At 70.9% G+C, this 11,337-nt stretch carries 12 protein-coding genes and 3 pseudogenes; 9 read left to right on the top strand and 6 right to left on the bottom strand.

The genetic code is table 11. From position 1 onward, the window contains the following. Nucleotides 1-58 precede the first annotated feature (58 nt). Together LWJ43_RS29845 and LWJ43_RS29840 are read left to right on the top strand one after the other, a co-directional pair. Nucleotides 59-256: pseudogene (locus LWJ43_RS29845) on the top strand (3-oxoadipyl-CoA thiolase); the annotation flags it as partial. Nucleotides 257-592: 336 nt separating this feature from the next. Next, on the top strand, nt 593-2,425 hold the full coding sequence (locus tag LWJ43_RS29840; RefSeq protein WP_277335275.1) for a SpoIIE family protein phosphatase: 1,833 nt from the start codon (nt 593-595) through the stop codon (nt 2,423-2,425). An 857-nt stretch (nt 2,426-3,282) separates the two neighbouring features. On the opposite strand, the gene LWJ43_RS29835 is transcribed toward LWJ43_RS29840, so the two are convergent. After that, nucleotides 3,283-3,414 (bottom strand): hypothetical protein, encoded by a 132-nt coding sequence (locus LWJ43_RS29835; RefSeq protein ID WP_277335274.1) that lies wholly within the window; start codon nt 3,412-3,414, stop codon nt 3,283-3,285. Between the two features lie 374 nt (nt 3,415-3,788). Between LWJ43_RS29835 and LWJ43_RS29830 the strand changes: the two genes are divergently transcribed. Beyond that, nucleotides 3,789-4,550, top strand: a complete 762-nt coding sequence (locus LWJ43_RS29830; protein WP_277335273.1) for a DeoR/GlpR family DNA-binding transcription regulator — start codon at nt 3,789-3,791, stop codon at nt 4,548-4,550. Nucleotides 4,551-4,651: 101 nt separating this feature from the next. On the opposite strand, the pseudogene LWJ43_RS29825 reads toward LWJ43_RS29830, so the two are convergent. The 3 genes and pseudogenes from LWJ43_RS29825 to rpmB form a co-directional block, all read right to left on the bottom strand. Beyond that, nucleotides 4,652-5,094, bottom strand: a pseudogene (locus LWJ43_RS29825) (CARDB domain-containing protein); the annotation flags it as partial. 55 nt (nt 5,095-5,149) lie between these two features. Then, nucleotides 5,150-5,458 (bottom strand): 30S ribosomal protein S14, encoded by a 309-nt coding sequence (gene rpsN, locus LWJ43_RS29820; protein ID WP_277336026.1) that lies wholly within the window; start codon nt 5,456-5,458, stop codon nt 5,150-5,152. Further along, nucleotides 5,455-5,691 (bottom strand): 50S ribosomal protein L28, encoded by a 237-nt coding sequence (gene rpmB / locus LWJ43_RS29815; protein WP_277335272.1) that lies wholly within the window; start codon nt 5,689-5,691, stop codon nt 5,455-5,457. Before rpmB ends, rpsN begins: the two co-directional genes overlap by 4 nt. A 70-nt stretch (nt 5,692-5,761) precedes the next feature. Between rpmB and rpmG the strand changes: the two genes are divergently transcribed. The 4 genes and pseudogenes from rpmG to LWJ43_RS29795 all read left to right on the top strand — a co-directional run bounded on the left by rpmG (nt 5,762) and on the right by LWJ43_RS29795 (nt 7,466). Continuing rightward, nucleotides 5,762-5,926, top strand: a complete 165-nt coding sequence (gene rpmG, locus LWJ43_RS29810; RefSeq protein ID WP_033303001.1) for a 50S ribosomal protein L33 — start codon at nt 5,762-5,764, stop codon at nt 5,924-5,926. A gap of 51 nt (nt 5,927-5,977) precedes the next feature. Next, the gene (locus tag LWJ43_RS29805) at nt 5,978-6,232 is read left to right on the top strand and encodes a type B 50S ribosomal protein L31 (protein WP_277335271.1); all 255 of its coding nucleotides are present in this window, start codon (nt 5,978-5,980) and stop codon (nt 6,230-6,232) included. A gap of 145 nt (nt 6,233-6,377) precedes the next feature. After that, nucleotides 6,378-6,572, top strand: a pseudogene (rpsR, locus tag LWJ43_RS29800) (30S ribosomal protein S18); the annotation flags it as partial. A 186-nt stretch (nt 6,573-6,758) separates the two neighbouring features. Further along, nucleotides 6,759-7,466, top strand: a complete 708-nt coding sequence (locus LWJ43_RS29795) for a DUF2470 domain-containing protein (protein WP_277335270.1) — start codon at nt 6,759-6,761, stop codon at nt 7,464-7,466. A 43-nt stretch (nt 7,467-7,509) separates the two neighbouring features. Here the strand turns inward: LWJ43_RS29795 and LWJ43_RS29790 are convergent, their stop codons facing one another. Continuing rightward, a complete protein-coding gene (locus LWJ43_RS29790; RefSeq protein ID WP_277336077.1) occupies nt 7,510-7,698 on the bottom strand; it encodes a hypothetical protein in 189 nt (62 codons plus the stop codon). A 250-nt stretch (nt 7,699-7,948) separates the two neighbouring features. Further along, entirely contained in the window at nt 7,949-8,026 is a 78-nt protein-coding gene (locus tag LWJ43_RS33145; RefSeq protein WP_374104540.1) for a 50S ribosomal protein bL37, read from the bottom strand. 400 nt (nt 8,027-8,426) lie between these two features. On the opposite strand from LWJ43_RS33145, the gene malX reads away from it, so the two are divergent. Then, complete coding sequence (malX, locus tag LWJ43_RS29785) at nt 8,427-10,034, top strand: maltose/glucose-specific PTS transporter subunit IIBC (RefSeq protein WP_277335269.1); 1,608 nt, start codon at nt 8,427-8,429, stop codon at nt 10,032-10,034. 2 nt (nt 10,035-10,036) lie between these two features. Beyond that, a complete protein-coding gene (locus tag LWJ43_RS29780; RefSeq protein ID WP_277335268.1) occupies nt 10,037-11,299 on the top strand; it encodes a MalY/PatB family protein in 1,263 nt (420 codons plus the stop codon). Nucleotides 11,300-11,337 lie beyond the last annotated feature (38 nt).

Genomic DNA, 11,337 nt, shown 5'->3' with positions numbered 1-11,337 from the left:
TCGTCGACGCCGTCCGCACCCCGATCGGCAGGTAGAACGGGGCGCTCGCCCAGTTGCGGCCGAGTGGCCCGACCTCGACGCCTCCGTACTCAATCCGCGGGGCGGGGCGATCGCGCTCGGCCACCCCCTGGGGGCCTCGGGAGCCCGTCTCGCGGGTGCAGTCGCCCACCAGTTGCGGGCCGCCGGATCCGGGGTCGGTGTGGCGACGCCGTGCATCGGCGTGGGCCAGGGCTCCGCGCTGGTACTGGAGAGGTAGCCCCCGGCCGAGGGCGCGGGCTACCTCTCTGCGAGGCGACGACGGCGAGGTACGGCGGCGGGCGGGTCCGTCCCGAGCGGCGGAACAGGCGTGCCGGATGAATGATGAACAGATGCTGTGGTGCTGCGGGAGCCCTCCGGACCTCTTCGCCGTGCGGAGCGGGGCCCGGCTCCGATCAAGAGGCGGGAGACGCGGGCGCACGACCTACCGCACCGCGTTCCCGGCGGCGGGCCGGGCGCCGCACGCCCGGTTCGCGCCGCCCGTCGGTCCTCAGTACGTGACGGCGTCGCACCAGGCCCGAGGGGTCCGGCGCCCGCGAACAGCGAGGGCCGGCCAATGAGGTCCGAGGACGGGCTGCTGGAGATCGGCTTCATGCGCACGGTGTTCGACAGCCTGGGTGCGGGGGTGTTCGTCACCGATACGAACGGCCGGCTGACCGCGTGCAATCCACGCGCCGGGCAGCTCCTCGGCCGTCCCCAGGACGGCATGCTCGGTCACGACATGCACGACCTGCTCCACCGGGGGCGGGACGGCGGCACGGTCCCACGGAGCGAGTGCGGTCTGCTGGCCGTGCTGGAGAGCGGCCGTCCGGCCGAAGACGCCGGAGGGACCGAGGAACTGTTCCTCCGGGGGGACGGCAGCCTGGTCCCGGTCATCTGGGCCGCCACTCCGCTACGGCACGAGGGGCGCTCGGAAGGCTGTGTGGTGGTCTTCCACGATTTCAGCCTGCACCGTGACGCCGCCGAGCAGACCGCTGCCTATCTCGCCGCCCTGGAGGGCCTCACCGCCAGGCTGACGATGGTGGCGGAGGTCTCGACCGTCCTCATCTCCGCGTCGGACACACCGGAGATGCTGCGCAGACTGGCCGGGCTGCTCGTACCCGACATGGGTGACTGGGCGGCGGTCGACCTGCGCACGTCGGAGCAGACGGGCGAGATGCGGCGCGTCGTCGTGCGTACCTCCGGCGACCAGGACGCGGCCGACGAGCTCACGGGCCTGCTGCCGCCGCTGCCCGAATCCACCCGGTCGGCAGCGGTCCAGGCACTGCGGAGCGCTGAACCCGTCGTGCTGGACACCGCGACCCTCGTGGAGCCACCGGACAGCCCTCTCGCCGGCGCCCACCGCGAGCTGTTCGACCGGCTGGGCGGTGTCTGCGGCGTCGTGGTGCCCCTGCACACCCGTCGGCAGGTCCTCGGCGCGCTGACGGTGGCCCGTGTGGCCCCGGACTCCTCCTACACGGAGGCCGAGGTCTTCGTGCTCGCCGACATCGCACGCCGCGCCGGTCTCGTCATGGAGGCCGCCGAACTCTTCGAGCAGCAGCGTCACGTGGCCGAGACCATGCAGCGCCAACTCCTCACTCCCCTGCCGCAGGTGGACCACCTCACGTTGGCGGCCCGTTACCGGCCCGCCGAGAGCGCCGCCGAGATCGGCGGGGACTGGTACGACTCCTTCCTCCTCAGCGACGGTGTGCTGACGATGGTCATCGGGGACGTCGTCGGCCACGACCTCAAGGCCGCCGCCCACATGGCGGAGGTCCGCAACATGCTGCGCGCCCTGGCGTGGGACCGGACGGAACCGCCCAGCCTGATCATCCGCCGTCTGGACGAGGCCATGACCCATACCAGCGACGCCCCCATGGCCACGTGCGTCTTCGCGCGTATCGAGGGCCCGGAGGGCGGGCCGTGGCAGCTCCATTGGGTCAATGCCGGCCATCCACCGCCCCTCCTGGTCACGGCCGACGGGCAGACCCGGTTCCTCGAAGCCGGTCACGGCCCTCTCCTCGGTCTCAGCTCGGCCCTGCACCTGGGGCTCCGATGGCCGGACGCCCGCGCGGACCTCCCGCCCGAGTCGACGCTGCTCCTCTACACCGACGGGCTCGTCGAGAGCCGCACGCGTGACATCGAGGCCGGGCTGGACTCCCTGCGCAGACACGCCTCGGCCCTGGTCGAACATGACATCGAGGACTTCCTCGACGAACTCCTGGAGCGCATCGATCCCAGCGGAGACGACGTCGCCCTGCTGGTCCTGCGCGTCCCACCGGCCGGCGTCGGGGCCGGTGACGACGAGGCGCCCCCGCAGCACGCGCACAACCCGGCCGCCCCCGGCCGCGGCGCCCCGGGCTCGCGTGTGGAGGACACACCCGTCAGAGACACCTCGGCATCCTGTTGAGGCACACGACGGGCCGTCCGGCAAGGGAGGGCTGGGAACACCTGCGATGCGGGGCCGGGCCTTTCTGATTCCGCACCCCGCCCCTGGAAAGGTCGTCGGTGAGTGCCCGACCGGCCCGCGGGATGCGGGCCACGACTCAGGGGGAAGTCCCATGCACCGGAGGCGCCTCGCCGCAGTCCTGCTCGCCGCCGCACTGACCGGGGCTCTCGCTCCCGTGGCGGTGGCCCGTCCCTCGGACCCGGTGCAACGGCAGCTGGATCCGCTGGTGCGGCGGGACGGCGTGCCCGGCGCTCTCGCGTACGACGGCGGGGCGACCCGCACGGCCGGGGTGGCGGATCATGTGACGGGCCGTCACATACCCCGGGAGCGCGGTCGTTTCCGCCTGGCGAGCAACACCGCGGCACGGCGACCGCCGTCATGCGACTGGTGGCGGCCGGGAGGATCGGCCTCGACGACCGCGCCGGTACCTACGTGCCACAGCTGGCCGGACGGACACACCGTCACCATAAGGCAGTTGCTCAAGCAGACCAGTGGACTGCCTGAGTACACGGCACTGGTCGACTGGTCCGCGGCCGGAGGCCGCCTCCGATCCCCCGTACCTGCGGCGGCGTCTGCTGGGGACACGGCGGCGACCTGCCCGGCAACTCCGTGGGCGGCGGCCGCGCCACGGGCGGACGGGGCACCGTGACCGTCTACACCACGACCTGGGTGGCCGAGGGCGAGAGCCTGAGCCATCTCCAGGGCGCGGTGGACTCGGCACTGTGCGGACGGAGCCGCGGGTGACCTGACGGACGAACGGGCGTGTGGGCGGCTCCGGCCACACCACCGGGCTCGCCCACGCGTTCGCGCACCGGCCGTTACCTGTCGCCGCGGCCCTTGTCCTGCAGTCGGCGCCCCTCGTCCCGCAGGCGCGGGTTCTGCAGGACCTTGCCGTCGGCTTCCATGATCCGTCCGCGCAGCGACCTGAGCGCGGAAGTCATCCTGCCCATGAAGATCTCCTCGGCATTTCGTGCGGGCCCGGTGGGGCCTGAAAGGGCACCCACCGCCCTTCAGGACACAATTTTTCCCGCCCCGCGAGGCCGCTCGCAAGTGCGGGCCGTCACGTGGCCGCCGGCCCGGTGGCCGACGCAGATTGTCCGGTGGTGACCGATCAGTCCGGGAACAGGCGTCCGCCCGCCTGAATGTTCGACCACTGCGATATTGAACATCCAGGAGACATTCACCGAGTGAATGAAACGTATCAATGCGAGGTTCGCATGGATGGTCCCCGGGCATGGCGCCCTTCCGGAAGGGCCGAGGACCGCCGCAGAGCAGGCGTGAAAGTGCCTGCGGGACGCGATGTTCACTGTGGTAGAAACGGACGATGTCAGAGGAGAACCCTGCCGAGGGAGACCACCGGAGATCGTCGATCATCACGGCGCTCCGGGAGGGAGTGCGTCGCGTCGACGACCTGGCGCGCGCCTGCGGTGTCAGCACGATGACCATCCGGCGCGACCTCCAACTGCTGGAGCAGCGGAACGAGATCCGCCGGGTCCGTGGCGGGGCTGTTCCCGTGGACGCCTGGACGTTCGATCATCGCCGCGGGCGTTCCGCCGCGGCCAAGGATGCGATCGCCGCGAAGCTGCGGCCTTTCCTGCCGGACAGGGGCGGCATCGGCTTCGACGGTTCGACGACCGCGCACAGCCTCGCCCGGCTGCTGAAGGAACGACCGGTCCACGACCTGACGGCGGTGACGACCGGCTTCGAGACCTTCCATGAGCTGTCTCGAACTCCTGGCTGCAGGGCCTACGCCACCGGCGGGACGGCTGATCCGCACACCGGGAGTCTGGTGGGCCCGCTGGCGCAGATGACGCTCCAGCAGTTCGCCCTGCACACCTGCTTCCTGTCCGCGACCTGTCTGGACGACTCCATCGGTTCGACCGAGTTCACCGCCGACGAGGCGGCGGTGAAACGCGCGATGACCGCCGTCTCGCAACGTACCGTCCTGGCGGTCGACTCCTCGAAGCTGGGCCGCCGCGCCGTGGCCAAGTGTCTGCCGCTGGAGGAGATCGACATCCTGGTGACGGACATGGATCCGCTGGACGAGCGGCTCGAACCCTACCGGGGCGTGGTCGAGCTCGTGTGAGGTCCGTCGCACGGTGGCGTCGCCCTGCCGGGCCTGGCGGACGGCCCCGGCCCCCGGCCCGCACGCTCCGGCGGCGTGCCGGCCAGGAGGCCGGGCCCTCCTCACTCCTTCCGGGCGGACGCCTTGCCTGCGCCGTCGTTGATGACGGACTGCGATCCGGGTTCGACGTCACCGTCAGCCGAACCGGTGATGGTGACCCCGGCCGGCGTCGCACTGCCCCGGGCACCTCCACGGGCAGGATTCCGGGCCCGTTGACGGAGTCGTCGATGCGCGCGTCGGAGGTCCGCGCTCCCGGCACGGAGCCGCCGCCCGATTTGAACTGGACCCGTCGTAGGTCGAGTCATGGATGCAGGTGTCGCGGATCGTGACGCCGGGGACGTCCTGGCGGGCGGCGAACAGCGTGATCGCGCCGAACTCCCGGACCTCACCCCAGAAGGCTCCGACCGGTGCGGTGGAGGGCGTTGTCGGCGATGAGCGTCTGCCCCGAGAAGGGCAGCGGGCCGTGGCCCGTCGCCGACATGATGCCCGGGTAGTTCATCGTGTCGAGAGGGCGAGGTGCGGCAGCCGGACGTCACGCGCCGCCGCCCAGAACCCGGCCGTCACCAGCTCGACTTGGTCTCTCCCGGCAGAAGGCCGGCGTGCGCCTGCTCGCGCATCCGGATCCGGGACGGCCCGAACTTCCGCGGATGCCCCCGGAGCCGTCCGTCCACGGCGTCCCCGTCGCGGGCACGCGTGGCACCGGCATCACGCGGCTGGCGCCGCAGTTCGCCGACGGCCGTCCGCCGGACCTGCTCCGCCGTCCCGGGGCTGCGGTCGTCCTCCTTCAGCTCGGCGCGCCTGGCCGCGTGGCGCGCGACCGTCGCCCTGCGCTTCCCGTTCTGCGCGATCTTGCTCTTCCTCGCCGTCAGACCTTCCCCCCGCGAGCCCTGATGCGCGCCACCGCCGCCTCGATGCCGATGGCATCGATGGTCTTGATCGCCTTGGCGCCGAGCGTCAGCCGCGCGTACCTGCCCTCGCTCGGCAGCCAGTAGCGCTTGCGCTGCACGTTCGGGTCGAACCTGCGCGGGGTGCGCCGGTGCGAGTGGGAGATCTTGTTGCCGAAGCCCGGCCGGGCGCCAGTCAGTTGGCAATGGGCGGACATGGAAGTTCCTGCCTTTCATCGACATCGGCCTCCTTATTAAAAATGGAAACCATTGCCATATAGTAGCGCCATGGCCCGCAACGAACTACGCCCGATCATCAAGCTCCGCTCCACCGCAGGAACGGGCTACACCTACGTCACCCGCAAGAACCGGCGGAACGACCCGGACCGCCTGGTGCTGCGCAAGTTCGACCCGCTCGTACGCCGCCACGTCGACTTCCGCGAGGAGCGCTGAGCCCCGGCCCCCTCCACGTCGCCCCGATCCGCAGGAACGAAGGAACTCACCATGAAGCCAGGCATGCACCCCGCGTACGGCCCCGTCGTGTTCCGCGACAAGGCCGCCGACTACGCCTTCCTCACGCGCTCCACCCTCAGCAGCGAGCGCACCGTCGAGTGGGAGGACGGCCGCACCTACCCGGTGGTGGACGTCGAGATCTCCTCGGCGAGCCACCCCTTCTACACCGGCACCGCGCGCGTCCTGGACACGGCGGGACGCGTGGAACGGTTCGAACGCCGCTACGGCCACCGCGGGGGCCAGTGATGGAGCACAGCGGGATGCCGCCCGCGATGCTCGCGACGGGCTCCACTCGGACGCCCGTCGCGAGGTGACGGAAGGGCCACTCCGCCAGGTGCCCCGAAGTGTCGCGCCGCACCACGACCTGAGCACCGCGGGCAGCGGCACTGTCCTGCGGACGGTCCGTCGGTCCCTCGCCGACAGCCACGACGCCGGCGCCACAAAAAACACGGATCCGCCGCGGAAGTTCACCTCGGACCGCGGGAAGATCCGCAGCCGCCAGGTCACCCGGATCACGGCACAGCGGCAGCGCCCGGCCGCCACCGCCGTCAAGAACGCGCGGGAGATGGCGCTGCTCCCGCGTTCCGGTCTCCCGCACGTGAACGGCGCCGGCCCGGCTCACCGGCTCAGCACGAAGCACCCACGTCCGCATCGCCTCGAACATGCGTCGGGCGGAGTGCCGCACTACCCGAACCACCAGCCATGGGTTAGGTTAGGCATGCCTAAGTAGCTGCCGATATTGTCTCCCCGCCCGCTCCTCTGGAGAACTTGGATGCGTCCTTCCAACTCCCGCGTCACACAGCCCACCCCCGCCGAACGCGTGCTGGCGATCCTGACCGCGGCCCATTCGATGACGGTGGTGAGCGACGGGCTCGACCCCGTCGAGGTGCACCGGCTCGACGGCACGGCCGCGATGGGCCACATCCATCTGCACGAACCGTCGGAGGACGGCGCCACCCCGCCGGGGGCACGCGTCCCGGTCCGGCTGGAGTTCACCGACATCGCGCCCACCCCCGTACGCGACCGCACGCGCGCCCGAGTCACGGTGACGGGCCTGCTGTCGGCGCCGTACAGCACGGAGGCGACCGAGAGCACCTGCATGGAGTTCGGCCAGGCGGTGTTCGAGGACCACAGGGGCCGCACCTTCGTCACGCTGGACGCGCTGCAGGAGACGGCGCCCGACCCGATCGCCACGAACGAGGCGGCGATGCTGACCCATCTCGTGGACGAACACGGCGAACTCGTCCCCCTGCTCCTGCGCCTCGTGCAACCACAGCCGGACAAGGGTGTGACGCGCGTCCTCCCGCTGGCGATGGACCGTTACGGCGTGACCCTGCGACTGGAGTACCCCGGCACGCACCGTGATGTGCGCCTGTCCTTCGCGAAGCCCGTGGCCCGACTCGACCAGGCCGGTCCCCAGATCCACGCCCTGCTGGCCGCCGCCCGCCGCGCCTCCCACCGCAACCAACTGCTCACCTGAGACGGGCCGGAGCACCGCAGCCGCTTGCCCCGCGCCCCGCGCCCTATGGAGCAGACCTGGCCGCGGGGTGCCGGGCTTCCAGGACGACCGCTGTCCCCACCGCGGCGGATCCAGCGGGGCAGGTCGCACAGGCGAGAGGCGGCGGAGGGGCGTCACCGACTTCTTCCAGCACCCCGAGAGCGAGCTCCCACTCGTCCTGGACGAGGTGGCCCCAGACCTCGTCCAGCGTCATGTCGTCCTCGGTGGCCAACCCTCGGGAACCAGCAGGAAGGCCGCTTCCAGCAGTTCGACGACGTCCATGCCCCCGAGATTCTGCGTCTTGCCCCCGCGAGCCACCACGAGGGGAGGGGGCCGCCGCCCGTGCGACTGCTTCCGGGGAGCGACTCGCCCACCGGCCCGGGCCGCATGCCGGCGTCCGCCTGCGACGGAGAAACGCGTCCGGGGGGTGGCTCATGCCACCCCCCGGATCCGTCGGCACGTCCTCAGGACTGGGGACGGCTGCCGTGGTTCGCGCCGTTCTTGCGGCGGGCCCTCTTCTTACGACGTCGTTTCGAGGACATCGAACCTCCTCATTCGGTAGCTTCCGCACACTGTCCACCGGATTGTCGTCTCCGGCGATCATTGAGCCCCTTACCCACCGGCGCGGCGGCAAACACCCGGCGCGAATGCAGCCGGGTGGCGTACGTCACGGCAGGCGACCGTCCGTTCACTCCGCGCGCCGGCGCCTCCGCACCCCGCCCGGATCGACCCTCCAGCTCCATGGACAGCCGCCGACCTGCTGTGATGTGATCCCTGCGGCGGAACGGCCCTGTCCGGCGCCGCCCATCGGGCGATCCCCGGGGGCGCCGCGCGAGACGAGCCACCTCCTCGTCAGCTCCCGCCACGCCGATCACCCGTGGGTCCACGCGTCGCCACGGCGAGCGCCCGGGTCCGTCCCCCATGCTCGAAAGTTCCGAACACATGCAGAAGACCAAAGCCGCCCTCTGGGAGTTCCTCCAGGGCCTCGGCAAGACGTTCATGCTCCCGGTGGCCCTGCTCGCGTTCTGCGGCATCATGCTGGGCATCGGCTCCTCACTCTCCAGTGAGGCCGTCACCGACAACCTGCCCTTCCTGAAGGCCGAGGGCTTCCACCTCGTCTTCACCTGGATGGCGAACACGGGCCTGGTCGCCTTCACCTTCCTTCCGGTGCTCTTCGCCATGGCGATCCCGCTCGGTCTCGCCCGGGAGGACAAGGGGGTGGCCGCCTTCTCGGGTTTCGTCGGCTTCGCCGCGATGAACCTCGCGGTGAACTTCTACCTCACGGCCAAGGGCGTCGACTTCGAGGACGAGCAAGCCGTCAAGCACTACGGCATCGCCGATGTGCTCGGGGTCCAGTCCATCGATACGGGACTCCTCGGAGCCGTGGCCGTTGGCATCGTTGTCAGCCTTCTCCACCAGCGCTTTCGTACGCAGCGCATGCCTGACGCCCTGGCCTTCTTCGGCGGACTGCGCTTCGTCCCGATCATCTCCGCCCTCGTCCTCAGTGTGCTGGGTCTGCTCATCCCCCTGGTGTGGCCGGCGTTCAACGGCTGGATCACCGCTGTGGGACGGGGCATCGGGCACACCGGTGTCTTCGGGCCGTTCTTCTTCGGCATGGGAGAGGTGCTGCTGCGGCCGATCGGGCTGCACCACATCCTCGTGGCCATGTTCCGCTTCACCGATGTCGGCGGTTCCGGGGCCGTGTGCGGGGACAACGTCTCCGGCGCCCTGAACATGTTCTACGCGCAGCTCGACTGCGCGGGCGCGCCGAACGCCGCCGTGACCGACGCGACGCACTTCCTGTCCCAGGGCAAGATGGCGTCCTACCTGGGCGGTCTTCCCGGCGCGGCGCTCGCGATGTACCACTGCGCGAACAGGAGGATGCGCCCGGAGATCAAGGCCCTGCTCGTGTCCGGCGTGGTGGCCTGCGTGGTCGGCGGCATCACGGAGCCGCTCGAGTTCCTGTTCCTGTTCGTCGCGCCGTGGCTGTACGCCATCCACGCGGTCCTGGTGGGGCTCGGCTTCCTCACGGCGGCCGTGCTGGGCGTCTTCATCGGGAACACCGACGGCAACGTCATCGACTGGGTGGTCTTCGGCGTGCTCCAGGGCTCGGCGACCAAGTGGTACCTGGTGCCGGTGATCGCGGCCGTGTGGTTCGCCGTGTACTACTTCCTGTTCCGCTGGGCCATCACCCGCTTCGACCTCAGGACTCCCGGGCGTGACGAGGAACCGGAGGAGGACGGCGAGGACGGCGAGAGCCCCGCTGAGGACACCGCTGAGGCACCCGTCCGCGAGCTGGTCGCGGGGAAGTACGACGCCGTGGCGATCCTCGACGCGATCGGGGGCGCAGGCAACATACGGTCCCTGGACAACTGCATCACGCGTCTGCGCATGACCGTCGAGGACGCCGCACGGGTGGACGAGGCGCGGTTGAAGAAGCTGGGCGCGGTGGGCGTGATCAAGCTCGACGGCCACACCGTGCAGGTCGTCATCGGGCCGCAGGTCCAGTCGGTGAAGGACGCCATCGCCACGATGATCCCGGTGGGCTGACCATGTCCTCCCCCTCTCCCGCCGGAACCGCTCCGGACGACCCCTACGGCTTCGGCACCCCGGTGGACCGGCACGGCACCTGGTGCACGCAGTGGGACTACGTCGAGGACCGCTTCGGGGTACCGGACCTGCTGCCGTTCACGATCTCCGACATGGACTTCGAGACCGCCCCGGAGGTCCTGGCCGCGCTCCGGGGCCGGCTGGACCACGGTGTGCTGGGCTACTCGCGGTGGCGCCAGGACGACTTCCTCTCGGCGGTCGTCCACTGGTACGCGACGCGGCACGCGACGGCCGTCGATCCCGCGTCGGTCGTCTACGCGCCCTCCGTCGTCTACCAGTTGTCGCAGCTGCTGCGGCTGTGGTCGGAGCCTGGCGACGGCGTGGTGGCCCATACCCCCATGTACGACGCGTTCCCCGCGACCGTGGCGGCCCACGGACGCCGGCTCCGGCCGTGTCCGCTCGACGACTGGGCGGAGCTGGAGCGGCTCCTGGCGCTTCCCGACACGGCCGTGCTGCTGCTGTGCTCTCCGCACAACCCGACGGGCCGGGTCTGGTCGGCGGACGAGCTGGACCGGATGGCGCGGCTGTGCGCGCGGCACGGCGTCGCCGTCATCAGCGACGAGATCCACTCGGACCTGGCGCACGCGCCGCACGTCCACCGTCCGTGGGCCCTCCATGGGGGCGACGGACGGTGGGCGGTGATCACTTCGGCGTCCAAGTCCTTCAACATCCCTGCCTTGACAGGCAGTTACGGGATCATCGGCGACCCGGCCTCGCGCGACGCCTATCTGAGGCAGCTCAAGGAGGCGGACGGGCTCTCCTCCCCCGCGGTGCTGTCGCTGGTCGGTCACATCGCCGCCTACCGGGAGGGGGCGGCGTGGCTGGACGCCTTGCGCACGTACCTCGCGGGCAACCTCGCGACGGTCGCCGAACGCCTGGAGCGGGCGTTCCCGCAGCTCGGCTGGGAACCGCCCCAGGCGGGGTACCTCGCCTGGATCGACCTGCGGCCGCTCGGTGCCGACGACGACGCGTTGCAGCGTGAGCTCGTCGAGGTGGAGAAGGTGGCCATCATGCCGGGAGCGGCCTACGGCGCCCCTGGACGGGTCCGGCTCAATGTCGGCTGCCCCCGGTCCAAGGCGGAGCGGGGGGTCGAGGCGCTGGTGCGCGCGCTGTCCCGGCTCGTCCGATCGCCTACCGGGCTGCCCCCTGCCCGCTTGGAGGCGCCTGATCCGGCCCCCGGCGGTCGTCGCGCCACGACGGGCTGAATCCCGTGTGTTGCTTATCGGCCTGAAACGTGTGTGGG

The organism is Streptomyces sp. JH34 (genome assembly GCF_029428875.1).
Taxonomy (GTDB): Bacteria; Actinomycetota; Actinomycetes; order Streptomycetales; family Streptomycetaceae; genus Streptomyces.
This window is presented reverse-complemented; position numbering and strand designations above follow the sequence as displayed.

Bases quoted from the DNA above. Each gene is read 5' to 3' on its own strand.
- malX (WP_277335269.1), top strand. From the start codon at position 8,427: ATGCAGAAGACCAAAGCCGCCCTCTGGGAGTTCCTCCAGGGCCTCGGC.
- LWJ43_RS29830 (WP_277335273.1), top strand. From the start codon at position 3,789: ATGTCAGAGGAGAACCCTGCCGAGGGAGACCACCGGAGATCGTCGATC.
- LWJ43_RS29795 (WP_277335270.1), top strand. From the start codon at position 6,759: ATGCGTCCTTCCAACTCCCGCGTCACACAGCCCACCCCCGCCGAACGC.
- rpmB (WP_277335272.1), bottom strand. From the start codon at position 5,691: ATGTCCGCCCATTGCCAACTGACTGGCGCCCGGCCGGGCTTCGGCAAC.
- LWJ43_RS29780 (WP_277335268.1), top strand. From the start codon at position 10,037: ATGTCCTCCCCCTCTCCCGCCGGAACCGCTCCGGACGACCCCTACGGC.
- LWJ43_RS29805 (WP_277335271.1), top strand. From the start codon at position 5,978: ATGAAGCCAGGCATGCACCCCGCGTACGGCCCCGTCGTGTTCCGCGAC.
- LWJ43_RS29840 (WP_277335275.1), top strand. From the start codon at position 593: ATGAGGTCCGAGGACGGGCTGCTGGAGATCGGCTTCATGCGCACGGTG.
- LWJ43_RS33145 (WP_374104540.1), bottom strand. From the start codon at position 8,026: ATGTCCTCGAAACGACGTCGTAAGAAGAGGGCCCGCCGCAAGAACGGC.
- LWJ43_RS29790 (WP_277336077.1), bottom strand. From the start codon at position 7,698: ATGACGCTGGACGAGGTCTGGGGCCACCTCGTCCAGGACGAGTGGGAG.
- rpmG (WP_033303001.1), top strand. From the start codon at position 5,762: ATGGCCCGCAACGAACTACGCCCGATCATCAAGCTCCGCTCCACCGCA.
- LWJ43_RS29835 (WP_277335274.1), bottom strand. From the start codon at position 3,414: ATGGGCAGGATGACTTCCGCGCTCAGGTCGCTGCGCGGACGGATCATG.